The following is a 24294-nucleotide window of genomic DNA, read 5'->3' as shown; positions in this document are numbered from 1 at the left end:
CAAAGCGATTAACAAAAACGTTGGCGTTTTATTCTTCGTCTGAAAAGTTAATGCGCGCTAGTCGCTCTTGCTCTTCATCGGCTGCAGCTTGTATCTCGTCTAGTACTGAATCAACGTCAGCTTCTTCGCTGTCATCTTCAAATTCACCGGTGAGTATAGAATTAGGTGTAAGTTTTGCCTCTTCAAATAGCGCCCACATTTCTTTAGCGTATTGGGTATTTAACAACTCAGGTGCAAACTCACTATAGTAACGACGCATGTTGTTTACGTCACGAGCAAACATGGCTTCAGCGCTATTGTTAGCAGACGCATTTACAGCTTGCGGTAAATCAATAATCACAGGGCCTTTATCGTCAACAAGCACGTTAAACTCTGATAAGTCTCCATGAATAATACCCGCGCACAGCATAAGCATAATGTAATGCATCATCAGTGTATGTTGTTTTATAGCTTCCTCTTTACTCATACTTACATGGCCTAGCTGCGGCGCAACATCGCCTTCGCTGTCAGACACAAGCTCCATAAGTAAAACACCATCAACACAAAAGTATGTATCGGGTACACGCACACCGGCTCTAGCTAAACGAGAAAGAGCATCAACCTCAGCATTTTGCCAAATTTCTTCTTCTAACTGGCGCCCGTAACTTGAGCGTTTTCCCATTGCGCGAGCTTGGCGACCACCGCGAACTTTTCGGCCTTCTTGGTATTGTGCGGCTTTTTTAAAACTGCGTTTAACAGCATCTTTATAAACCTTTGCACACCGAATGTGTTCACCACAGCGAACTACAAATACATCGGCTTCTTTACCGCTCATTAGTCGGCTAAGTACTTCATCAATTAAACCGTCATCGATAAGGGGGTGTAAGCGTTTTGGTGTTTTCACAGCTTGCCTGCTAAGTGGAGTTGGTTATTAATCATTATTTAAGAAAGTGCTCTGTAATTAGTTGTTTTATATGCTCAAGCAGTATATCAGCTTTGAGAATTAAGGGCAGTATTACGCGCATTTACACATGCTTGCGTTAGCTTATCTGCTGATTGTAAATTGAGCAACCAGAACGCCCTAGAACACATCAATTTTTTAAATCATTTAATACTTCCTTATTGTTTGCACATTTTTTGCGTTTTTAAGGTGTAAGTTTACGGTATCAACACGCCCTAAATATAAGGTTATTACTATGAAGCATTTAACATCAACGGCAATGATTGTATTACTTAGCATTGTTTTTTCGGCCAATATTGCTGCAAAAGGAAGTAATAACAAACCGCCTAAGCCAGACTTTTCAACTCTCGACACCGATGGCAATGGTGCAATTAGTTTTGATGAATTTAATACTAAAAAGCCACCTCACGGTGACGCACAGACTATTTTTGATGAAATTGATGCTGACGGTAATGGGGAAATCAGCGAGCAAGAATTAAGTGAACATAAACCACCTCGTCGTGAACGTTGAAAGGAAACTAACATGATCAATTCAATAAACAATAACGCTACTAATTTTATGCCGCAGCAAAAAAGCCAAGCTGTATCGCTAACATCAGAACAAAGTGATTTTGTAAAAGAAACGCTAGCGCAATTTGATCCCGAAAACTTAACCTCTGAAGATGCAAAGAGCATTCAAGCTGCGTTTGAAGAGCAGGGTATTTCACCGACTAAAGAGCTGGCAGAATTGATGAGCGAGCTTGAATTTGATGCTAAAAGTATTGGTGATGCTGGCCGACCTGAAGGGCAAAGACCGCCTCCACCGCCACAAAATTCACTAGAGCAAGTTAATACAGAAGATGTAGTAAGTTACCTTGATGAATTACTCGAGCAGTATTCAAGCCAAATAAACGATGAAGATAAAGACGCTATACTATCGGCTGTTCAAGAAAAGTTTGGCTTGTCTGAATCTGATTCGTTACTCAGTATTAAAGCGTAAATATGTGTAAAAGCTGACACAAAAAGCCCAGTAATACTGGGCTTTTTGTGTAGGTGGTTAGTTTAAGCGGGTTTTAATTTTACTGGTGCCATCTTCTTCGGTAAATTTAAATACAAAGTCTTTTTTACCGTCTTGGTTAATGTCAACTAACAAAATATCTTTACTTTTTTTAGGTAGGGTTAATTTTATTTTTTTACGCTTTTTGCTTAGCAAATTGTTCTCTTCGCCGTAGTAAACATAGAGCGTTTTTTTGCTGTATTTATATACCGCATCAGTTTTGTCATCCCCGTTTATATCGCCTATGTATAAGGGTGGGGTTGCATCGCCATTGCTCATATTTATTTCCATCTCAAGGTCAATTTCTATACTTGATTTACTAGCAAATGAGCCATCGGTTTGTTGCTTATATATATTCATTTCTACATCTACGTCAGTTTTACCACCGCCCATAGCCATAGAGGCAATAGTTCCAAGGCCAATGTCTAAGTCCATTGTTTGCAGGTCTATTAAGCCATCGTTATTAAAGTCTGTTTCAAATACAAGCTGACTAGGGCCGCTGGTATTTAACAATTTAATAGGTGTTTGACTAAACCCTGTTTTATTACCTAAATAAAGGTTATGCGCTATGTCAATATCGAGCGAATCCATACCTTCCACTGGTTTATATTGCTTGGTAATAAAGTCTAAATAGCCATCGTTGTTTATATCAAGAAGCTGCTTTATTTTGCGTTTTTCACCGTTACTAAGCTCACCCAACTCAATATTAAAATTAACGTCAACCATGGCTTTGTTGTAACCATTAGTATTTGCGTAAAGCACATCGGCGCCTTGTTTATTTAAAAACACTAAGTCATTTAGGCCGTCGTGATTAAAATCTGTAATTGTAGGTTGGTTATTAATATCAACCTCAAGGGTGAGACCATCTTTTGAAAAATCACCAGTAAACTGCGTCTTTTTTTCAAAAGTATGAGGGGTAAATTGGCCGTTACTAGTTTGAATATAAAGGGTTGTTTGGTTTAAGTCTGGGAGCAAAATATCACTCAGGCCATCTTTGTTGGCATCAATGATAAAGTTTATTTTTTCAAACTCTGTTACTTCTAACTGGTTTATTACAGATGTATATGCAAATAAAAGTGAAGGTTTTTCTTTATCCGCTTTGTAAATGCCGTCACTTGCTACCACAAGCGCTTGCTTATCGCTTGTATTAGCAAGTGTTGCCACGTCAAAACCAATTGCATTGTCAGGCAGAGCGAGCTGAGAGTTTTGTGCTGATAGTAAATCAATGCGTTCTAGCTGTTTAAGCTCTTTGTTAAAAGCAAATAATGTTGTCGAGTCGGTTGTTACTAACCCTTCAGTGGTTTTAATCGACATGGTTTGCGCTAATAAAGTACTAGGTGCAAGCAATATAAGTAATGCACTAAACGGTTTTAACATGGTAAATCCCTTTGTATAGTTTTAAGTAGGCGAATATTTGACTCTTTTCAGCCTACGGCAAAAACTAACGTTAGGGTGTAAGTAATTGTAATAAAATGTTTATGCTAGTTAGCTTAATTAACCTAAGCGCTGAACATATTTGCTAAAGATAGGTTTATTCTCCGCAGTGCAGTTTAATCAAGTAAGCTGTTTTAGGTATTAGTGCAAGTTGGTATGGTTAGGGTTACTCTATTTTAGGTAAAAATAATGCACTAATGGCGCCACAAAACCCAAGCAGGCTGTAGAGCAAAATAAGTTCAGCGGTAGATAAAAAGCTCTCAAGCAATCCAATGCTGCCTAACAGGAGTAAAAGCACGCCAATAACCGTGTTACTTACTGCAACATAGTCGGTGCGCTTGTTTCCTTGTGCCATATCGACTAAGTACGTTTTGCGGCCAAGGCGAACACCTTGGTGAGCAACAGAGAGTAAAAAGTAAAGCGTAGGCAGCAGCCACCAAGCACTCAATAAATGGTTAAACCACGTTGCAATAACAAATACCGTTAAGCCATTAAGAGTTACAAGCATGGCACTAAGCACTAAAACTCGTTGGCTTGATAGGTCGCTTAATCGCCCCCAAATTGGCGCGGACACTAAACTGGCTAACCCCGATACAGCAATAAATGTTGCAAGTAACGAAAACTCAAACGATTGGCGACTCGCTAAAATAATATAAAATGGCGCGCTTAAAGCTGAGCACAATAAAAAAGCACGTGTGACAACAAAGTGGGCAAATTGCTTATCTTGGTAAAGGAGTTTAAGTTTTGTAAATGCATGCAGTAATCCGTTTTTCCCACCGTCGGTGGCCCCTTTGTATTCATTTATGCGGCTATAAAAAAAGGCCGCCACAATCCACATTATTGCGCCCAATACCAAGGCAATTAATACCGTGTTTTGTTCCTTCTGCTGTGAAAAAAACCACATCAGTAGTCCAAAGGTTAGGGTTGCCAAACCTGCAATACTTGCCGCTAAGCCGCTAATATTGCCTCGCTGTTTTTTGGGGATCACTTTACCCAGTACATCTTTTGCTGCTACTGAATTAAAGCCTCGTGCTAAACTAAATAATATTAACAAACCTAAAATAGCGAAGCCTGCTTGTTTTCCCTCTAATACAAAAGCAACGCCTACCATGGCTAATATACATATCGATTGCGCAATAGCGCCAATTACCCACACCCATTTACGAACAGATAATTTGCGGATCACATCGGCAATGGCCAACTGCGGAAGTAAAGAGCCAGACTCCCTTATTGGCACAAGCCACGCTATAAAGCTGCCAGGTACGTTTAAGCTATGCATTAACCATGGAAGCGTAACTTTGGGATTGAGTAGTGCGTCTGCAAACTTACTAAACAGCTGGCTTAGTAATAAAGTAATGAAGTTACCGGGCACCTCTTTACATGCAGACTCATCAATTTCTTTGCAAGCTTTAGCATCTTCTTCATTGTTAAGGCGCTTATAAATTTGCTCTTTTGTTAGTTTGACCACGGCTTTTCACTGCTTTTTGGTAAGTAAATTTATACTAGGTTTATATGTTTAAATATTCTACTTTCAGGCAGGGTAATGTGATCATTTTAGTAGCGCCATATTTATAGCGGACATAAAAAACCAGCATTTAAGCTGGCTTTTTTGATGCGTTGTAGCACTTTATTTAAAGTCGTCTGCGCTATGTCGTTCGGCTAACTGCTCTTCCTCGGGCCCCCATGTGCGATTAACACGACGACCTCTTTTAACCGCTGGACGCTCAGCGATTTGTTTGGCCCATCTAACAACATGCGTATAAGAGGCAACGTCTAAAAACTCAGCAGCATCGTACAAGTCGCCTAAAACAAGTGAGCCATACCAAGGCCAAATAGCAATGTCGGCAATAGAATATTCATCACCTGCCATGTAGTCGTTACTGCTTAAATGCTGATTAAGTACATCGAGTTGGCGTTTGGTTTCCATAGTAAAGCGGTCAATGGGGTATTGCATTTTACTTGGCGCATAGCTATAAAAGTGGCCAAAACCGCCACCTAAATAGGGAGCTGATCCCATTTGCCAAAATAACCAGTTACGGCACTCGGTTTTTGCTACAAGGCTTTTGGGTATAAGTGCGTCAAACTTTTCACCTAAATATTGTAAAATAGAGCCCGACTCAAATACACGAGTTGGCGGTGTTGTTGAGTGATCGAGTAACGCAGGAATTTTTGAGTTTGGATTAATATCAACAAAGTCAGAACCAAACTGATCTCCCTCGCCAATATTAATTAGATAAGCATCGTATTGTGCATCATTAAGGCCAAGCTCTAAAAGTTCTTCAAACATAATAGCGGCTTTTTGGCCATTAGGCGTTGCCAGCGAGTACAGTTGAAATGAATGCTCGCCAATAGGCAAGGTTTTGTCATGAGTTGCCCCTGCTATGGGTCTATTAATACTGGCAAATTTACCGCCACTTTCACTTTCCCACGTCCACACCTTGGCTGGTGTGTAATCGTTTGTATCGCTCATAAATAACCTCACTGTTAGATTGATTCACTTAAAATAGTTTTTTACAAACCTTTTTGTCTATCTGCTTTTGCTAATTTATAACCCAAAAACAACCCGCTTAGGGCTCCGAATAAGTGGCTTTCAAACGAAATATGAAAGCGTTGCGGCAATACGCCCCAAATAAATCCGCTATAAAGTATGGCAACAACGATAGCGATTATGATTGATTTTAGCGAACGCCTGACCACGCCATAGCAGAGAATAAAACCCCACAACCCGTATATTACGCCGCTCAAACCAACATGAAGGCTACTACGGCCAAATGCCCACACTAATAACCCGCCCAAAAGTGCGGTGAAAATAAATACAGAGTAGAACCGTTTAACACTGTATTGACAAATGAGCCAGCTGAGCACCGCAAAAGGCAGCATGTTACTGGCAAAGTGCCACCAGCTACCGTGTAAAAAGGGAGCGCAAAGTATGCCTATTAATCCTTGTATGCTGCGCGGGTAAATACCTAAACCATTAAGGTTTATACCAGGAAGGCTATTAATAACTTGAAGTACAAAGCAAGCAGCGACAATGCTAAATATAGCAAAGCGAGTCGTTGTTAGTAATGACAGAGACGTAGGCTTGGTTGTCATAAATTTCCCTAATTGACCTTAAACAGTTGCCAGTATAGGAATTGTATTTGGTAATGAAAAGCAAATAAAAAGCACAGCTCAAATGCTGTGCTTAATTAAGGCCGCGTTGGCCTTTAGTATTTAAATGCTATTAACCCAATTTAGTTAATAGTTTTTTAGCAGCAAGCTCTGAGCTTGCAGGGTTTTGACCCGTGATCAGCAAACCGTCTTCTAGGGCAAGTACACCCCAATCTTCAGTTTTTTGGTAGTCGCCACCTTTTTTGATTAGCTCGTCTTCCACTAAAAAAGGAACTACGTCGGTCAGTTGTACAGCTTCTTCTTCACTGTTGGTGAAACCAGTTACTTTTTTACCTGCTACCAATGCGTTGCCGTCTGCATCTTTAACATTTAAAAACACAGCACTTGCATGACAAACGCCAGCAACTGGTTTTTCTTCTTTAACAAAACTTTCAATTAGTGATACAGAATCGGTGTTATCTACTAAATCCCATAATGGGCCGTGGCCGCCTGGGTAAAATACTGCGTCGTAATCACTTGAGTTTACTTCGCTTAGTGCATGTGTGTTGGCCATTAGCGCTTGTGCTGCGCTGTCTGCATCGTAACGTTTAGTTGCATCGGTTTGAAAATCAGCAAGTGTGCTTGTAGGGTCAATTGGCGGTTGGCCACCAGCAGGAGATGCAAGTGTCACTTCAGCGCCAGCATCGACAAATGCATAGTAAGGTGCTGCAAATTCTTCAACCCAAAAACCGGTTTTTTCACCTGTGTTACCAAGATCCGCATGTGAAGTAAGTACCATAAGTATTTTTTTAGCCATAACTATATTCCTTCGATAATTGAGTTAATTAGTATTTGGTATTCACCAAACTCGTATTATTACTATATGCATTTAAATTACTTTAAACAACGATGATAAATTTGACTTTATTGGTTTAATAATTGATACAATGAATGGGTTGAATTTTAACTAGGCGGAAAAGCCATGAAAGTGTCATTCGAGCAATTAAAAAGTATGGTGGTGTTTGCACAAATTGTAGAGCAGGGAAGTTTAACAGCCGCTGCTAAGCAATTAGGTTTAACACGCGCTGTGGCAAGCTATCATTTAAAAAAATTAGAAACCCAGCTTGAAGTTACACTTTTAAACCGCTCTACTCGCACAATGACACTTACTGAGGCCGGTATAGCGTACTACGAACGTTGTCGCGTTATTACAGAGCAAGCCAATGCCGCTAATCAACAAATAGAGAATATAAAAAGCGAGCCGCAAGGTTTACTTAAAGTGAGTTGCCCCGTTAATGTGGGTATGCAATTGATTGTACCCGCTATAAATACGTTTAAGCGCCAATATCCAAAAATTGAAATCGACCTACAGCTAACCGACGACGTAGTAGATATAATAAAAAATGGTTTTGATATTGCCATTCGAGGTGTTGCGTTAAGTGACTCAAACTTACAAGCGACAAAACTGACCACAATGAGTACCTGTATTTGTGGTTCTTCAGATTACTTTAACTATTTTGGTAAACCTAAAACGCCAGCTGAGTTAAAAGCGCATAAATGGGTTGTGTATCAGCTGGGGAGTAAAACTTTAACGCTTCAAAAAGATGGAAAAAAGCACGACATTACAATGCAAGGTGGTTTAAGCACAAATAATGCGGCAGCACGCACGGCATTTGTAGAGGCAGGGCATGGTCTTGGCCGTATTCCCTTATATGATGCCTGGCCAAAGGTGCAAGCTGGGCTACTAGAGATCATATTAGACGATTACAAAACTAAAGATATTGAGCTTTACGGGGTGTTTCCGCCAGGTGCTACAGGCTCTAAAAAGCTTAGGTTATTTATTGATTATTTAAAAGCGTACTTTGTAAAGCAGCATACCGCGCTGGGTATGCTGAAAAGTACTTAGTAAGACGTTTTTTAAGTGTTTATAAAGTGCGATTAAATAGCGCCACGGTTTGTTGGTACATTGCGATTGCCAATGCACCGTCGTATCGCTCACCTTCATCACGCATAAAGGCATGTTGCGCGTTAACTTCTTGCCACTGGTAGTTAATGTCTGTCGTTATACATTGCTGATAAATTTTACTGCGGCCTTCTTGTGGTACATGAGGGTCTTGTTTACCCCAAATAAAATGTATTTCACCTTGTATATCGGCCATGCGCTCAAATGAATTGTTTCCTTCTTGAGCTGGTAATGTATTGCTGTGAATATCCGTTGCGTATAAGCAAAACGCTGCTTTGATTTGGGGATTAAGTGCAGCTCTATAAGCTAAATGTCCGCCAATACATACACCCATCGCTCCCACTGAACCTGAGCAATACTGCTGCGATTTTACAAAATCGATTAATGTTTGTGTGTCGCTATCGTGATGCTCAAGCGGTTTTTTCCACTTATCCGCATTGCCTTTGTCTTTACCTGCATCATCGTAAGCAAGAACAGTTCCGATAGGGTTTAACTCATGAAATACCTCAGGCACGAGTACAACAAAACCATGGCTTGCCAAAAGTGCGGCACTTCGAGCAATAGGAGCCGTTTGCTGAAAAATCTCAGAATAAAAAACAATGGCAGGAAACTGCCCATCGGCTTGTGGACGATACACTGTGGTTCGCATTAGGCCTGTTGGCGTTGGTAAGTCGGTATTATGTTGTTGGATGATCATAAAAGCGCTCAGTTAAAAAGGTTTGGTAATTTCTTTATGGTAACTGAGCGCAGCAGAATAAACGACCGCTGAAATGCGTTTTTAAATGCTAGCTGGCATTTTATTACAGCTTGCGTAGTAGCTTACCGTGGCCGGCCAATCAGAAAATATACCCATTACACCCACTTGTTTTGCTAAAACATCAACTACAGTCATCATATCGCCATCGTTATTGATTACATCAGTAATTGACTGATAATAATAACCACCCCCTTCATTTAGTGGCCCTGAGCGCTCAAGGCTCCATGCTATGAGCTTCAAACCTGCTGCTTTTGCTTCAATTGCGTATTGTGAAGGAACAATATTGTTATCGTTATCGATGGTAAGCATCATCCAAATGGGAGGCGCAAGTATTTTAACGTCGTCAGCAACCAGTTCAGCCATGCTTGGTTGCCATGTTGCTGGATTGCTCGGGTCAAAACCAGCTTCACTATCGCGACCATCTAAATAAACACTTTGATCTGCAAATTCAGGGTTGGTGTTAATCCAATATTTAACATCGTCTAAATTAAACGATTGTGGGTATACCTGATTTGCGGGAACATCTAATTGCGTGTACTCATCAAGCATTTTTTGTGCGTATTGTTCTTGGCTCATACCATCAAAAGGCATGCTAACTTGAGGTGACTTAAGTTCTGGGGTCATTTTTACACCCAACTCTTTAAATAACTCAATACTTTGCTTGTGGGTTAATAGCGTTCCTGTTTTTGAGTATAAATCGGTACGCCAATTTGGGGTGCCGTCAAGGTATTCTGCCACTGTGGTGGCTTTAGGATTCGCACCATCCATTTTTCCTTCAAGGGTTAAAAATTCGCTCAGGCTAATATCGCTTGTACAGCACTTTGCTGAAGCGGGAGTCCCGGTATTTGGATTGGCTGGGGTAAATGGCACACTGCATTTGGCGGCAAGTTCTGGGATAGCTAAAATGTTAGTGGTGGTATGTAAGTCACATTGTGAGTGGCGACACACTAGTTCTTTATCGTTTGTAAACGTTACATCGCACTCTACAATACCTGCGCCCATTCGCGCTGCTGCAATATAAGATTCTTTAGTGTGTTCAGGGTATTGCATTGGGGCACCGCGATGCCCAATTGAAAAGTCTGTCTTATAAAATGGGCCATCTTGGCATGATGCTAATTGTGTTTTTAACTCGCTTGGCGCCATGTCGTTAATTAAATAATCAGGGCGAGTGCCTAGTTGAACATTGCTACCTTGGGCCACTTCTACAACGACTGGCGTGGGTACTTCTACAATTTCAACTTCAGTGTTAGTTACTAAAACGTCTTTTTCGACTACTTTAACTTCATCGTCACAACCGGTAAGTGCAACAATTAGAAGGCAACTGGCAGATAAGGTAATACGCTTCATTGTTTATCCTTAAAAAATAAAAGTTGCACTACCTTAGTAACTCTTAATGACAATTAAACGACAGAAAAGTGAACTTATTTTTTCGTCATTATTTGATTAACCACTAACGCTAAAAGCATTATTGCTGCACCAATACTTAGCCTAAAAATATCGGCATCTCTATTCCAAATAACAATATTAACAATAATACCGGCAGGGATGAGTAAGTTATTCATGACCGCCAACGCCCCAACATTGACAAGCGTTGCGCCTTTATTCCATAAAAAATAACCCAAGCCTGAGGCCACTATCCCTAAATAAATTAAAATCCCCCATTGTGTATTTGTGCTTGGCAGCTTGCTCGGGTTACCAAATAATGCGTAACATAAGCCTGCAACAAAAAGCGCACCAATAAAAAACCAGCTAAATGCCGCCTTGTCGTCAAGCTGCTTGCCTTGCATTAACCGTTTGTAAGTAACTTGCCCGGTTGCAAAACTTAAATTGGCTCCTTGCACAAGCAATAGCCCTAGCCAAAAGTCATTGTCGAGATTTTCATAACGAATTGCTACTGCACCCAGCACGGCAATTAAGGCAACAATAAAAAATTGCGGATTAAACTGTTTGTTAAGGGTATCGTTTAATAAAGTAATATAGAGCGGCGTCATAACTGTAAAAAGCAATACTTCAGGGACGCTTAAAAACAAAAATGAGTGGTAGTAAAAACTGTACATAACCCCAAGTTGCACAGCGCCTATTAACATAAGTTTGATTGCGGTGGCGGGAGGAAGGCGTTTGATAAACGGTAAAAATACCAATGTAGCTAGCGCAACACGGATTAATACGCTAAACCATGCATCAACGTGCCCAGCTAAATATACGCCAATTAAACTAAACGAAAATGCCCAAAGCAGGGTCACTGCAAATAAATAGCCCATAACCATCATTGTGTAATAACTAATTGGCTAAGTTTATCTGTTATAAATTAAGGTATAAACAATAAAAGCCCGCAAGCGGGCTTTTATATTAAAAATAATAAGTTAAGTTATTATTCTACTAAACCACGGCGCTTAAGTAGTGCGTCGGTTGTTGGTTTTTGACCTCTAAACTCAATGTAGCTTTGCATTAAGTCACGGCTATTACCTTTTGATAAGATTTCTTTACGGAAGTTGTCGCCGTTTTCACGTGTTAAACCACCGTTGTTTTCCATGTGTGCAAATGCATCGGCTGCAAATACTTCAGTCCAAAGGTATGCGTAGTAACCCGCAGAGTAACCGCCGGCAAAGGTATGGCTAAAGTAGTTTGATTTATAACGCGGTGGTACAGGGTAGTAATCAATACCATGAGCTTTTAGCGCTGCGTTTTCAAACTCTTGAACATCATTGATTTTCTTATCTGAACCAAATGAATGCCATTCCATATCCAGTAAAGCAGCCGCTAAATATTCAGTCGTACCAAAACCTTGGTTGAATTTTTGCGATGCTAATACTTTATCAAGTAATGCTTGTGGAATTGGCTCACCTGTTTTGTAGTGCTTAGCGTAATTAGCAAGTACGCTAGGCTCAATCATCCAATCTTCATGTGCTTGAGATGGAAACTCAACAAAGTCACGCGCTGTTGCAGTGCCAGCAAGACTTGGGTATTTAACATCTGAGAATAAACCGTGAGCCGCATGACCAAATTCATGGAACATAGTCGACACTTCGTCAAAGGTCATAAGCGTTGGCTCGCCTTCAGCGGGTTTTGGAATATTTTGCGCGTTATAAATAACAGGTTTAGTGCCTTTTAAGCCGCTTTGGCTTACGTATGCACTCATCCATGCGCCGCCACGCTTACCTTCACGTGCGTATGGGTCCATGTAAAATAAACCAATTGCACTGCCGTCAGCATTAAACACTTCATAAACGGTTACATCTTCGTGGTAAACCGGTAAGTCTTGACGTTCTTTGAACGTAATACCGTATAGTTTATTCATCGCAAAGAATAAACCATCGTTAATTACTGAGCTCATTTCAAAGTAAGGTTTAACTAACGCAGGGTCTAGGTCGTATTTTTCAGCACGTACTTTTTCAGCGTAAAATGCCCAATCCCAAGGTTTAAGTTCGAAGCTTTCGCCCGAATCATTAATTACTTTTTGAATAGCTGCTGCTTCAATTTTCGCTTTTTCAACCGCTTTAGGGGCAAGGTCATCTAAAATGCCGTATACATTTTCAGTTGTTTGCGCCATACGCGAGGTCATTACATACGAAGCCCAATCTTTGTAGCCTAAAAGCTCTGCTTTTTGTGCGCGTAAGTTTGTTTCTTCAATGATGATAGGGCCATTTGTTTGTGCTGCACGGTTTGCTGAGGCAGTAAAAATTTGCTCACGTAACTCGCGGTTTTCAAGGCTTGATAAAATAGGCTGTTGCGTGGTGTTCACAAGCGTGATCATGTAACCTTCTTTGCCTGCTTTTTTAGCTGCAGCTGCTAGGCCTGCAATTTCACCCTCAGAAAGGCCTGCAAGTTTAGACTTGTCAGTAACAACAATCACGTCTTCTTTAAACGATTTTAAAACGTTTTGCGAAAACGCAGTAGATAAGTTAGCAAGTTGTGCGTTAATTTCGCGCATTTTTGCTTTTTCTTCGTCATTTAATTTAGCACCGGCTTTTACAAACTGCTTGTAGTAAAAGTCAACAAGGCGTTGATCTTCAGCGCTTAGTGCTGCTTGGTTATCATAGATTGTTTGAACGCGCTCAAATAAAGCACCGTTTAAATAAATGTCATCAGAGTGAGCCGATAATACTGGCGCCATTTTTTTACTAATGCGCTGGTATTCGTCATCTGAAATTAAGCCCGATAAGTTATAAAATGCCGTTGATACACGGTTCAATAACTCACCAGATAGTTCCATTTCAACTAATGTGTTTTTAAATGTTGCTGGCTCTGGGTTATTAGCAATTGCTTGAATTTGAGCTGTATGCTCTGCAATACCCGCGTCGAATACAGCTTCGTAATCTTTAGTACCAAATTTATCAAACTCAGGTGCCATGTATTGTAAAGGACTTGGTTTGAATAACACATTGCTTGCGTTTACGTCTTGCACTTGTGCTGCGCTTTCTTTTGCCATTGTTTGTGTTTCTGATTTATTTTCTGAACAGGCAGATAGTAATAATGCACTAGCAATTGTAGTGGCGATTAGGGTTTTACGCATAATAACTCCATAGAAAGATTAGCCGGAATAGGCTTTTCGAGTCGAAAAACCCACTTAACTTACCAAATTTTGATTTATATACAATAAAGTTTATCGAGATTATGCAGGATTTAAACGCAAATTAGCTAAAAATAGATGTTTAGGTAGGTAAAAGTAGCTTGTGTTGTTTGTTTTTTGGTGGCACAAGTACTGCAAAATAACAAAGTGTAATTTTTAAAGTCAGTTAAATTGCATTGTGGCGTGCTAATGTTAGTTAATTAAAACACATTCACTCTATAATAATATTAAAGACCCCCTGATTGGAAAATAAATGAATTTAGAACAAATAAACGAAATCCTTTCTTTTGTTGTATTTAGTTACAACGATATACAACTCACAGTGGCAAAAATAATTCAGGTGCCGCTTATTTTATTTGCAATGTGGTTTGTGGTGACACACATTGGTAAGTTAATAAAAAGAACTTTACTCGCCAAAAAAATAAGCCAAGATGCTGTTCATTTATTTACGCGTATTTATTTTATTTTAAGTATCGCCATATTAGTTTTTACCTCGCTAGAAGTATTAAATATTCCATTGACGGCTTTTGCATTTGTATCGGGTGCTATTGCAATAGGTGTGGGGTTTGGTGCGCAAAATATAATTAATAACTTTATAAGCGGTTGGATATTAATGTGGGAGCGTCCTATTCGAATAGGTGACTTTTTAGAAGTAGGCAGTGCCAAGGGTGTCGTCGAAACTATTAATACACGTTCAACGCGGATTCGTCGAAATGATGGCGTACATATGTTGATCCCCAACAGCCAATTATTAGAAAACACCGTAACAAACTGGACGTTAATTGATGGGAATGCACGCTCGTCGGTAAGCGTAGGTGTTGCTTATGGATCGGATGTAGTTTTAGTTAAAAAACTCATCCAACAGGTGCTTGATGAGCATAAAGCGATTTTAAAAACACCAAAATCGGCAGTGCTATTTGACGACTTTGCCGATAGCTCATTAGTTTTTAACGCTGTTTTTTGGGTATGTGCTGAATCTGAAACCATGCTTAGAACCGTGCGCAGTGATATTCGCTTTAGTCTGTACGATGTATTTGAGCAAAATAATGTAGTGATTGCGTTCCCTCAACGAGACATTCACATAGATGGAGAAATAGCCTTAAAACGAACGTGATAAAGCATTGAGGAAAAAACCGGCTAGTGCGGTTTTTCACCTTAGCAAAAACTGTTCCTAAGTTAGGTTTTTTAGTTAAAACGTTAAAACTGCTACTTTATTTGTAGTTTTATTGATAAGGACATATGTCCTTATATTTGGGTTTTTACATCTAAAAAGTAATAAAAAGTCGCTATCTTGTGGTTAAATGTTGCAAAAAAGTTTCAGAAATTGAAAAGTTTTATGCAGTAAATTTATTACACAGTGGTATAATCTCTTACGTTCGTTCAGCCTTATTATTTCGTTTTTGTACTCTCGATAATGAGGTCCGCGCGCATATAGCCAAGTCGCGAAAAATTGTACGAGCCCGCAATGAATACATTGCGCAACACAAAAAACCGTTGAACAAGAGTGCATACAAAAGGTTAAAACCCGACATGAAAGCAATTAAAAAATCTGCAATAGCGACAATCATTAATGCCGCACTATTATCTGCTGCTGGCACTTCTGTTTCTTCATTTGCTGCTGAAGAAGAAACGGCTAAAAAAAATAACCAATTAGAAGTTATTCAAGTTACTGCGCGTAAACGTGTAGAAAATGCTCAAGAGGTTCCTGTAGCTGTATCTGCACTGCAAGGTGATAACCTTGATGCATACAGCTCGGCAGGCATGGATATTCGTTTTATGAACGCAAAAATTCCAAGCTTGTCTATCGAATCTTCATTTGGCCGTTCTTTCCCACGTTTTTACGTACGTGGTTTAGGTAACACAGATTTCGATTTAAATGCGTCTCAACCTGTATCGTTAGTAGTTGATGAAGTTGTTCAAGAAAATGCGATTTTAAAAGGCTTTCCTGTATTTGATGTTGAACGCGTAGAAGTATTACGTGGTCCGCAAGGTACTTTATTTGGCCGTAATACGCCTGCAGGCCTTGTTAAATTTGACTCAGTTAAACCTAGCCAAGAGTTTGACGGTTACGGTGCGGTTTCATACGGTAGCCGTGGCGCTGTAGATACTGAAGGTGCTGTAGGTGGTGCGTTAACAGATCGTTTATCTGCTCGCGTTTCATTATTATGGCAAGATAAAGATGATTACATTGATAACCAAGCACCTGGTTTTGAAGCTAAAGATCAACAGGGCGGTTATACTGAAAAAGCAGCACGTATTCAGTTTTTATACGAAGGCGATGATTTTTCTGCGCTTTTAAACTATCACACACGTGATTTAGATGGTTCACCTATCGCGTTCCGTGCAAATGTTATTGAGTCTGGTTCTAACGAATTAGTCGATAACTACGAGCACGATGTTGTATACCAAGATGCCGGTGCTCGTTCTACTCAACAAGTAGAATCTGAAGGTATGAGCCTAAGACTTGAATGGGATCTTGAAAACCACACTGTAACGTCTATTTCTGCATGGGAAAGCGCTGAAATATACTCTCGTGGTGATATTGACGGTGGTTACGGTGCTGTATTCCTTCCTGATTACATGGGGCCTGGCTTTATTCCTTTCCCTTCAGAAAGTGCTGATGGTATTCCTGAGCAAGATCAAATTACTCAAGAGCTTCGTTTATCAAGTAACTTTGATGGCGACTTAAACTATCAAGTAGGTGTTTTTTACTTTGACGAAGAGCTAACAATTGAAAACTTTAGCTATGACACGTTTTCATCACCTGCCGGCGCTTTAAATGGGTATGTTAAACAGCAACAAGATACAACTGCTTGGGCAGTATTTGGCTCTGTTGATTATGTTGTATCTGATGATTTAAAAATAACAGCGGGCCTTCGTTACTCTGATGATGAAAAAGACTTCTCTGCAGATCGTACACTAAGCCCTATTGGCGGTGGTGCTTTATTTATCGAGCAAGATGTTAGCGATAGCCACGTGAGCTGGGATTTATCTGCTAACTACAAAGTAAACGAAGACGTAAACTGGTACAGCCGTGTAGCTAACACATTCCGTGCACCAAGCTTACAAGGTCGTATTTTGTTTGGTGATGAAGTAACAACCGCTGATTCTGAAACAGTGACTTCATTCGAAACAGGTATTAAATCAGACGTGCTAGACGGACAAGGTCGTGTAAATGCAACTGTGTTCTACTACACAATGAGCGATCAGCAATTGACCGCTGTAGGTGGTGGTGCAAACTTTAACCGCTTAATTAATGCAGACAAAACGACAGGCTACGGTTTTGAGTTAGACACTGAGTGGGTATTAAGCGACGAACTTAATGCAACATTTAACTTAAGCTATAACAAAACTGAGCTAAAAGATAATGACTTAGCGGTAGCTGTGTGTGGCCAATGTACAGTGACAGATCCAACTTTCCAAGTTGCAGGTGCCTTTGGGCCTGAAGATCGTGCAATTTTAGACGGTAACAGCTTACCGCATGCACCAGAGTGGATCTCTAACTTTACGCTTCGTTACACTAAAGAGCTTGAAGATGGTGATTTCTTTGCAAACGGTGATATTTCTTACCGCAGCAAAATTAACATGTTCTTATATGAATCTGTAGAGTTTGAAGGCAAGCCTTTAACTGAAGTTGGTCTTCGTGCAGGTTACAGATGGGCAGAAGGTGACTACGAATATGAAGTTGCTGGTTTTGTTCGTAACTTATTTGATGAGCAACAAGCAATAGGCGCTATCGACTTTAACAATAACACGGGTATTGTTAATGAAGAGCGTTATGTTGGTGCTGAATTTAAAGTTAAATTTTTCTAATTAATAGATTAGAAATTTACATTTAAAAGCCTGCCTTGTGCAGGCTTTTTATTTTGTGATCCCTTTTAGAGCTGTTAAAGTAGCGCATAATTGGTTTATTGATAGAGAAATATAATGGCTGGATTTTGGAATTACCGTGTGATTTTTTGTGAAGCAACAAAAGATGAAGCAGCGCAATATCAAATACACGAAGTAGAATATAACCTAAATGGTAAAGTAACTAACTGGTCAGAAACAGGCGCAGCACCGTTTGGTACAACCCTTGATGAGTTAAAAGATGACTCGGAGCGCTTAAAAACTGCTTTTGAAAAACCTGTACTTAAGGTGGTTCGTAAAGCCCGTGGCTATGAGTTAGTTGATATTGAAACCGGTGAAGAAGCTTTTGGTGAGCCGCCGGCGGGTTTAACGCAGTAATAATGAAAAAACAAAAAAGGTGCTCTAGCACCTTTTTTTAGCACTTTAATTTAAGGAGAGATCATGAGCTTACAGGCCGTTTTATTTGATATGGATGGCACGCTAGTCGATTCAGAAGCGATGCATTTTGTATGTTGGAGCACATTGTTAGCGCCATTTGAGGTAAGTTATTTAGAAGATGAATTTTGTCAGCGGTTTTCAGGGCGTCCTACACTAGAAGCGGCAATTGAAATTAAAAGTGAGAATAATTTATCAGTCAGTGCTGAGTTTTTAGCTGCTGAAAAATATCGATTATTTGGTGAATACGTCAAAACGAACTTACCACCGCTTATGCCATATGTAGAACAAACGCTAAAAGCGGTTAAAAATAGTGGCTTAAAAATGGCGCTTGTCACCGGAAGTGCAACAAGCGAAGCTATGCCAATTCTAAAAGGGTTAGGGTTTTATGAGCTGTTTGACACACTTGTTACTAAAGACGATGTAATTAACCCCAAGCCTGCAGGCGACCCGTATTTACTCGCTTTAAAGCAAATAAACGTAAAGCCAGAAAATGCGATAGCCGTAGAAGATACGTTTACAGGCGTAAGCGCCGCAAATAATGCAAGTTTAAGGGTGGTTGCTATTGCTAATAGCCACACCAAAGATCATGACTTTAGCAAAGCGACCTATTGCATGGGTGACCTTGATGAGTTTTGGCAATGGGTGGAATCTCAACTATAGTGTAAGTCACTATTACCTAGCTTGGATGCGCTAATGATTGCTATAAAATGGATGTTATTAATTACGGTTATTTTGTTTAGCTGCTCGGCTTATACTTCTCAGCCTTCTATATTATTAGCCAAAGTGTATGATGAAGAAAAGCACAATGATATTAGTGCGTATTTAGTCAGCGAAAAATTTGACGGTGTAAGAGCTATATGGACGGGCACACAGTTTGTTACTCGCAAAGGGAATATAATTAATGCACCACATTGGTTTACTGCATCCCTGCCCAATACGTGGTTAGATGGCGAGCTTTGGACTAAACGAGAACACTTTGCTGCATTAAGCGGTATAGTAAGAACTAAAATCCCAAATAACAAAGACTGGCAAGCCGTCACTTACAAGATATTTGATATGCCAGATAAAACCTTAGTTTTTAGCGAGCGTTATAAAAATTATTCCCAACTTGTTACACACATTAATCAGCCCCATATCCAAGCTGTTAAACAGCGTCGATTTAAAAATAACAAACAGCTTTCTGACTATTTTAATAACATAACTGCGCAGGGGGCTGAAGGCGTTATGTTGCACTTAGCTGATGCTAAACACAAAAGTGGACTAAGTGGTGCTTTGTTAAAGTTAAAGCCTTACCTTGATGCTGAGGCGGTTGTCATTGCTCATTTGCCGGGTAAAGGGAAATACACGGGGATGCTTGGTGCGCTGCGCGTTAAGTCAGCCTCTGGGCTGCTATTTTCAATTGGTACAGGATTTAGCGATGCACAACGTCAAAACCCACCGGCCATTGGTAGCACCGTTACCTATCGTTTTCATGGATTGACTAAAAATGGCCTTCCTCGCTTTGCTAGCTTTTTAAGAGTGCGAGAAAGCATATAGCAATTTAAAAGTGATCTTAAATATGCTAAATTGCGCGGCCTTTTTGGTAATGTGTGGTGGTATATGTTTGTAGGTTTTGATTACGGTAGTTCAAATTGTGCTATGGGTGTAATGAACAATAATAATGTTCAGTTAGTGCCTTTAGAGCAAGGCAAGCATTACTTACCTTCTACACTTTATACGCATCACAGTGCTTTGGTAGTTGATTTTGTTGCTAAGCATTTGAAAGGAACCGCGCATGAACAAGATTTTAAATTTCAACGCCAAGCCCTTTTAAACTCACTGCCTCGAATTAAATCAGACCTTGATTTACAACCTTCAGATGAGACCTTATTTATTGGTCGTGAAGCAATTAGTGAATACGTTCAATTTCCTGAGGAAGGATACTTTGTTAAGTCACCCAAATCGTTTTTTGGTGCAACCGGTTTAAAGCAAGGCCAAATTAACTTTTTTGAAGACATTGCAACAGCAATGATTTTAAAAATAAAACAACGCGCAGAGCAGTCTTTAGAAAAAGTACTTACTCAAACTGTTATTGGCCGCCCTGTAAACTTTCAGGCGGTGGGCGGTGAACAGTCGAACCAGCAAGCTGTGGGTATTTTAGAGCGAGCTGCAAAACGTGCTGGCTTTAAAGACGTTAATTTTTTATACGAACCGCTAGCAGCAGGTATCGATTACGAAAGTGATTTAACACACGATCAGAAAGTGTTGGTTATAGATATTGGTGGGGGGACCAGTGATTGTTCGTTTGTGCAAATGGGTCCAAGTTTTAGAGGGAATAGTCAGCGCGATAACGACTTTTTAGCTCACAGCGGTAAACGCGTTGGCGGAAACGATTTAGATATTGCATTGAGCTTTCATGGGTTAATGCCCTTATTAGGGCTTGGCAGTACATTTAAGTCGGGATTACCTTTGCCAAATCAGCCATTTTGGCAGGCATGTAAAATTAACGATGTTAATTTGCAAAGCCAATTTTACAGTGAAAGTCAGGCGCGAGAGCTTAATGCACAGTTGCGGGATGTAAGTGCACCAGATCTTTATAAGCGCTTAATTCACTTACAACAAAATAAGCAAGGGCATCAACTTGTTCAACAAGGTGAAGCCGCAAAAATAGCCCTTTCGTCAACACCTGACTTTAACTGTGACTTGCGCTTTTTAGATACCGAACTTAGTAAAAACTTATCTGTTCATGATTTATCGTTAGCTGTAGAAAGTAGTATTAGCCAAATAGTCACTTTGGCAAAACAAGCAATAAACGATGCACAAACAACACCAGACGTTATTTATTTAACGGGCGGCAGTGCGCAGTCTCCACTAATTAAAGCAGCACTTAGCGAGCACTTAGGTAATATTAATATGGTTAATGGTGATCATTTTGGTAGTGTAACTGCTGGCCTGACGAAATGGGCCAGCATGCTTTACAAGTAACTTAAAAGGCTTAAAGACTTATTTGTCGGGTTGCGAGGTATTTTTCGTAATCTGGCAAGGTACGCTCAAGCTCGTTTTCCATTAAAGGAGAGCTTAACAGCATATCAGCACTTACCTCGTTACACGCTACAGGAATATTCCACACTGCCGCTAAGCGCAGTAATGCTTTTACATCAGGGTCATGAGGCTGAGAAGCTAAAGGGTCCCAAAAAAATATTAAAACATGAATTTCATGCTCTGCTATTTTTGCGCCCAATTGTTGGTCGCCACCCATTGGGCCACTTAAAAGCTGAACAACATCAAGCCCTGTACTTTTTTGAATTAAATTCCCCGTTGTACCTGTGCCGTATAAGGTGTGCTTGCTAAGTGTATTTTTATGTTTGTCGCACCACAGCTTTAGCGCGGCTTTTTTGCCATCGTGAGCAACAAGGGCAATATTTTTCTTTGCAGGGAGAGATTGCGTTTTTTGTTCCATATTAATTCTTTTTATTTGTGCCTAAATGCTCATAGTTACATCAACTGTTAGCAAAATTTAGGAAAGTTATAATAGTAGATTAATAGCGAGGGCAATAAATATCATTCCCGTTACTCTATCAATCCAAAGTTGACTGTTTGGATGCTGCCTAAAAAACTGTGCGATTTTGTCGCCAAAATAAATATACGTGCAGTCTATTGGAAAAGCAAAAATAGGGTATAGCAGGCCAAAAAATGCGAGCTGAAAAGTGGCTGATGATAAGCTCGGGTCTACAAACTGTGGAATAAAAGCAATAAAAAATAAAGCGACCTTAGGGTTAAGTACCTCGGTCATCATGGCTTGAAACATCACATTAGATTTTTTAGCGGTGCTTACGTGTGGCTTATCTTCACTTTGAGTTTGAGTGGCAGTAGTCGTGTTTTTTAGCGTGCTTTTTATCATCATAAAGCCCAAATAACACAAATAAGCTGCACCTGTATATTGAACAGCACTATAGGCAGCGGGTGATGCTTTTAAAATAGCACTTAAGCCTATTACGGCAAAAAAGGTATGCACAACACCACCTAATGCAAAACCAAACGCACTTTGCATACCCGCAGTACGGCCATTTGCAAATGTTTGTGCCATTAAAAACGCATTCGAGGGGCCAGGGGCAACCGCCATTAAAAAACTAGCAACTAAAAAAGAGAAGAGAAAATCGGGATTAATCATTATTAGAATTGATTGTTAAATATGAGTGAGTTTATCAAGCAACTAGGTAAATAAAAAGCGGGCTGTTGCCCGCTTTTTTAAGTTACGTTTTATTAAAAAGTAACGGTTGAGTTGTTAGAGCAAGCGCTTGTGCTTTGAGCTTCACATACTTGATAGGTATATGTGCCACCACCTTTGGTAGATATTCTATCAGTGAAGCTATTAGTATTAGCTGTACTTGTCACCTTGCTTCCGTTGCGGTAAACATCAACTTGGCTTGTTGCTGCGCCAGCCCAATTAAGGTCAACATACTTGGTGCCTTTTGATTTATAACCTGAAGCAGAAAGCGTTATGTCACCTACAGGCTCTGGGTCGGTACCGCCGCCCCCATTACCACTACCTGCACAACCATTCGCAGTTAAATAGGCATCAGCATCGCCTGCTTTTACAATACCGTGTCCAAAGTAATCATCACGCCCTGTTGCGCCTTGATCTTGTGCAGTTGCTTTTAGAGCATCACGAATCTCTGTACCCGTACAGTCAGTATGATTTGACCATACAAGAGCAGCAATACCCGACACTGCAGGCGTTGCCATTGATGTACCACTCATGAATCCATAATCTGATGCGCCAATATCTATTGTAATCGTTGTGCTGCCAAGCAGTGTAGTGCGATCTTCAAATGCGGCACCCACGGCCGGAATTGTTGTATTGTTTGTATCGCCTAGTGTTGCGTAAAGCATACCAGCTTCGTTGTTAATAATAACAGCGCCTATTCCACCTGAGTTTTCACAGTTTGCTACTTTGTCATAAAAAGAAACGACACCACGGTCGATTAAGCATACTTTCCCAGCAGCACCATTATCAATATTTTGTGCAGTTCCCATAAAGTACGCAGATGCTGATACTTGACCAGTATTTTCCATTGCGGATGAAGCGTAGGGTGTGCCGTCAGCAGACATATTTGCTGCGGATGCCATGCCAGCAGGGTATGTTGAAAGCGTATCTACACCACCAGCAGTCACTTCAACACATACTGTTTCGTCAGTTGTAACACGTCTACCTTTACCTGATGAGCAGCTTGGAAATTGTGAAAAGTCAGCAATTTGATTATCTGCATCATTTGCGCCTACCATCATAACTGATGGATAGCCAGCTGGATATGAACGAACGTTATTGCCATCGTTACCTGCCGCTGCAACTACAAGGCCTCCAGCGTTAGTGAAATTAGCAAAAGCGTTTGACTCAGTACTATTTGAGCCACCACCACCTAAACTCATGCTGATAATATTTGCACCTGCCTGAGAACATAAGTTAGCAGCTTGTGCTAAGTCTGATGAATAACCCCAGCCAGATTCGTTAAACACTTTTATTATGTGCATAGCAACGCCTGGTGCCATGCCTACAACACCTAAGTTGTTATCTGCAGCACCTATAGTACCCGCCACATGAGTCCCGTGTGGTCCGCCATTATCGAACCAGTTACCTGTGCCGCTGTCATTATCACCAGTGATATTTCCCCAAATGAAATCAGGGTTTGTGCTGTCTAAACCGGAGTCAATAACACATACTTTCATACCCGCATTCGCGTCAAATGTTACCTGATCAGCTTGAGATTGATAAACAGCATACGGTGTAATTTGTTGTTGCATTGCATTGCCGGCGTCATCATTGAATAATGATAAAGGAACACGTTTTTGGTCTTCTTCAATAAGTTTTATGTGAGGGTTATTTAGTAAACCTTTTAAGCTTGTTAAATCGTGACCAGTAAATTTAGCGGCAATAAACCCATTACCGTCAACTTTTATATCACCACCGAGTTTTTTAGTAAGTACTTTTACCACACCTTTTTTGTTGTTATCGACTTGAATTATGAAACGTTCGTTTTGTGCACTTGCATTACCTGCAGTACATAGACCAGATAAAATTAATGCTAAGGCAAGTTTATTTTTTTTCATTTTTACATCCTAGAATTATTTTGTTAACCACCCGTTAACTTAATTTAACGATAGAGCAGTTGTACCTAGATTGCAACAGTGAATTATTAATAAAAATGAAATAATTTTGGTTGGGTGATTAATGCGCAGT

22 protein-coding genes are annotated in these 24294 nt (G+C 40.2%); 9 read left to right on the top strand and 13 right to left on the bottom strand.

Going from position 1 to position 24294, the window contains the following annotated elements:
• Positions 1 to 28 precede the first annotated feature (28 nt).
• Positions 29 to 883 carry a PA4780 family RIO1-like protein kinase gene (locus tag ATS72_RS07285; protein ID WP_058429570.1) on the bottom strand — a complete coding sequence of 285 codons (855 nt, stop codon included), beginning with the start codon at positions 881 to 883 and terminating at the stop codon, positions 29 to 31.
• Between the two features lie 292 nt (positions 884 to 1175).
• Here ATS72_RS07285 and ATS72_RS07280 point away from each other — a divergent pair, with 292 nt between their 5' ends.
• Positions 1176 to 1451 carry an EF-hand domain-containing protein gene (locus ATS72_RS07280; protein ID WP_008132299.1) on the top strand — a complete coding sequence of 92 codons (276 nt, stop codon included), beginning with the start codon at positions 1176 to 1178 and terminating at the stop codon, positions 1449 to 1451.
• A gap of 12 nt (positions 1452 to 1463) precedes the next feature.
• Entirely contained in the window at positions 1464 to 1919 is a 456-nt protein-coding gene (locus ATS72_RS07275; RefSeq protein WP_008132298.1) for a hypothetical protein, read from the top strand.
• A 57-nt stretch (positions 1920 to 1976) separates the two neighbouring features.
• On the opposite strand, the gene ATS72_RS07270 is transcribed toward ATS72_RS07275, so the two are convergent.
• The 5 genes from ATS72_RS07270 to ATS72_RS07250 form a co-directional block, all read right to left on the bottom strand.
• Complete coding sequence (locus tag ATS72_RS07270; RefSeq protein WP_058429569.1) at positions 1977 to 3353, bottom strand: FG-GAP repeat domain-containing protein; 1377 nt, start codon at positions 3351 to 3353, stop codon at positions 1977 to 1979.
• 223 nt (positions 3354 to 3576) lie between these two features.
• On the bottom strand, positions 3577 to 4878 hold the full coding sequence (locus tag ATS72_RS07265) for an MFS transporter (protein ID WP_008132293.1): 1302 nt from the start codon (positions 4876 to 4878) through the stop codon (positions 3577 to 3579).
• Positions 4879 to 5037: 159 nt separating this feature from the next.
• Positions 5038 to 5880, bottom strand: a complete 843-nt coding sequence (yghU, locus tag ATS72_RS07260) for a glutathione-dependent disulfide-bond oxidoreductase (protein WP_058429568.1) — start codon at positions 5878 to 5880, stop codon at positions 5038 to 5040.
• Between the two features lie 41 nt (positions 5881 to 5921).
• Positions 5922 to 6503 carry a rhomboid family intramembrane serine protease gene (locus ATS72_RS07255; RefSeq protein ID WP_058429567.1) on the bottom strand — a complete coding sequence of 194 codons (582 nt, stop codon included), beginning with the start codon at positions 6501 to 6503 and terminating at the stop codon, positions 5922 to 5924.
• 130 nt (positions 6504 to 6633) lie between these two features.
• Positions 6634 to 7317, bottom strand: coding sequence for a type 1 glutamine amidotransferase domain-containing protein (locus ATS72_RS07250; RefSeq protein WP_006791436.1), 684 nt, complete (start codon positions 7315 to 7317; stop codon positions 6634 to 6636).
• A gap of 165 nt (positions 7318 to 7482) precedes the next feature.
• On the opposite strand from ATS72_RS07250, the gene ATS72_RS07245 reads away from it, so the two are divergent.
• Positions 7483 to 8406, top strand: a complete 924-nt coding sequence (locus ATS72_RS07245) for a LysR family transcriptional regulator (protein WP_039037780.1) — start codon at positions 7483 to 7485, stop codon at positions 8404 to 8406.
• A 19-nt stretch (positions 8407 to 8425) separates the two neighbouring features.
• On the opposite strand, the gene ATS72_RS07240 is transcribed toward ATS72_RS07245, so the two are convergent.
• The 4 genes from ATS72_RS07240 to ATS72_RS07225 all read right to left on the bottom strand — a co-directional run bounded on the left by ATS72_RS07240 (position 8426) and on the right by ATS72_RS07225 (position 13733).
• Positions 8426 to 9160: a dienelactone hydrolase family protein gene (locus ATS72_RS07240; RefSeq protein WP_058429566.1), complete on the bottom strand. Its 735-nt coding sequence runs from the start codon at positions 9158 to 9160 to the stop codon at positions 8426 to 8428.
• A gap of 81 nt (positions 9161 to 9241) precedes the next feature.
• Positions 9242 to 10567: a glycerophosphodiester phosphodiesterase family protein gene (locus ATS72_RS07235; RefSeq protein ID WP_058429565.1), complete on the bottom strand. Its 1326-nt coding sequence runs from the start codon at positions 10565 to 10567 to the stop codon at positions 9242 to 9244.
• Between the two features lie 74 nt (positions 10568 to 10641).
• Positions 10642 to 11490: a carboxylate/amino acid/amine transporter gene (locus ATS72_RS07230; RefSeq protein ID WP_058429564.1), complete on the bottom strand. Its 849-nt coding sequence runs from the start codon at positions 11488 to 11490 to the stop codon at positions 10642 to 10644.
• A 101-nt stretch (positions 11491 to 11591) separates the two neighbouring features.
• The gene (locus tag ATS72_RS07225; RefSeq protein ID WP_058429563.1) at positions 11592 to 13733 is read right to left on the bottom strand and encodes a M3 family metallopeptidase; all 2142 of its coding nucleotides are present in this window, start codon (positions 13731 to 13733) and stop codon (positions 11592 to 11594) included.
• 310 nt (positions 13734 to 14043) lie between these two features.
• On the opposite strand from ATS72_RS07225, the gene ATS72_RS07220 reads away from it, so the two are divergent.
• The 6 genes from ATS72_RS07220 to yegD all read left to right on the top strand — a co-directional run bounded on the left by ATS72_RS07220 (position 14044) and on the right by yegD (position 21041).
• A complete protein-coding gene (locus ATS72_RS07220; protein ID WP_006791430.1) occupies positions 14044 to 14904 on the top strand; it encodes a mechanosensitive ion channel family protein in 861 nt (286 codons plus the stop codon).
• A gap of 416 nt (positions 14905 to 15320) precedes the next feature.
• Entirely contained in the window at positions 15321 to 17603 is a 2283-nt protein-coding gene (locus tag ATS72_RS07215; RefSeq protein ID WP_033018864.1) for a TonB-dependent receptor, read from the top strand.
• Positions 17604 to 17717: 114 nt separating this feature from the next.
• Complete coding sequence (locus ATS72_RS07210) at positions 17718 to 18017, top strand: hypothetical protein (RefSeq protein ID WP_006791428.1); 300 nt, start codon at positions 17718 to 17720, stop codon at positions 18015 to 18017.
• A gap of 63 nt (positions 18018 to 18080) precedes the next feature.
• Positions 18081 to 18737, top strand: a complete 657-nt coding sequence (locus ATS72_RS07205) for an HAD family hydrolase (RefSeq protein WP_058429562.1) — start codon at positions 18081 to 18083, stop codon at positions 18735 to 18737.
• Between the two features lie 33 nt (positions 18738 to 18770).
• Complete coding sequence (locus ATS72_RS07200; protein ID WP_058429561.1) at positions 18771 to 19613, top strand: DNA ligase; 843 nt, start codon at positions 18771 to 18773, stop codon at positions 19611 to 19613.
• A 63-nt stretch (positions 19614 to 19676) separates the two neighbouring features.
• Entirely contained in the window at positions 19677 to 21041 is a 1365-nt protein-coding gene (gene yegD, locus ATS72_RS07195) for a molecular chaperone (protein ID WP_058429560.1), read from the top strand.
• 10 nt (positions 21042 to 21051) lie between these two features.
• Here the strand turns inward: yegD and ATS72_RS07190 are convergent, their stop codons facing one another.
• The 3 genes from ATS72_RS07190 to ATS72_RS07180 form a co-directional block, all read right to left on the bottom strand.
• A complete protein-coding gene (locus tag ATS72_RS07190) occupies positions 21052 to 21516 on the bottom strand; it encodes a methylglyoxal synthase (protein ID WP_058429559.1) in 465 nt (154 codons plus the stop codon).
• 66 nt (positions 21517 to 21582) lie between these two features.
• Entirely contained in the window at positions 21583 to 22227 is a 645-nt protein-coding gene (locus ATS72_RS07185; protein WP_058429558.1) for a LysE family translocator, read from the bottom strand.
• A 92-nt stretch (positions 22228 to 22319) separates the two neighbouring features.
• Complete coding sequence (locus ATS72_RS07180) at positions 22320 to 24164, bottom strand: S8 family serine peptidase (RefSeq protein WP_058429557.1); 1845 nt, start codon at positions 24162 to 24164, stop codon at positions 22320 to 22322.
• Positions 24165 to 24294: the final 130 nt, after the last annotated feature.

This window comes from Pseudoalteromonas sp. 13-15, from assembly GCF_001468205.2.
GTDB classification, from domain to species: Bacteria; Pseudomonadota; Gammaproteobacteria; order Enterobacterales; family Alteromonadaceae; genus Pseudoalteromonas; species Pseudoalteromonas marina.
The sequence above is the reverse complement of the archived record's forward strand: the minus strand, read 5'-3'. Positions and strand labels throughout refer to the sequence as shown.